This window comes from Enterobacter sp. 22466 (assembly GCF_052044775.1).
Lineage (GTDB): Bacteria > Pseudomonadota > Gammaproteobacteria > Enterobacterales > Enterobacteriaceae > Enterobacter > Enterobacter dissolvens.
This window is the reverse complement of record NZ_JBQENX010000046.1, coordinates 1-506: the sequence shown is the minus strand read 5'-3', so window position 1 is coordinate 506 and position 506 is coordinate 1. Positions and strand designations below refer to the sequence as shown.

General features: G+C 46.6%; 2 tRNA genes and 1 rRNA gene. All 3 read right to left on the bottom strand.

From position 1 onward, the window contains the following. Positions 1-177 precede the first annotated feature (177 nt). Positions 178-253 (bottom strand) — tRNA-Ala (locus ACTJJI_RS26235). 36 nt (positions 254-289) lie between these two features. Beyond that, positions 290-366: transfer RNA gene (locus ACTJJI_RS26230), tRNA-Ile, on the bottom strand. 70 nt (positions 367-436) lie between these two features. Beyond that, positions 437-506, bottom strand: a 16S ribosomal RNA gene (locus ACTJJI_RS26225); the annotation flags it as partial.

Genomic DNA, 506 nt, shown 5'->3' with positions numbered 1-506 from the left:
TTAACCTCACAACCCGAAGATGTTTCACTTCATGATTGCGAAAATTTGAGAGACTCGAACACACATAACATGTGTGTCGTTTCAATTTTCAGCTTGATCCAGATTTTTAAAGAGCAAAACTTCGCAGTGCACCTTTTCAGGTTCACTCTGAAGTTTTCTTGTGTTCGCAGTAAAAGATGGTGGAGCTATGCGGGATCGAACCGCAGACCTCCTGCGTGCAAAGCAGGCGCTCTCCCAGCTGAGCTATAGCCCCATCGTTTGCAACCTCTTCAAATTTGCTTTGCAAATTTGGTAGGCCTGAGTGGACTTGAACCACCGACCTCACCCTTATCAGGGGTGCGCTCTAACCACCTGAGCTACAAGCCTGTAGAGGTTTTTTACTGCTGTTTTTCATCAGACAATCTGTGTGAGCACTACAAAGGCAGGTTCTTTAAGGTAAGGAGGTGATCCAACCGCAGGTTCCCCTACGGTTACCTTGTTACGACTTCACCCCAGTCATGAATCAC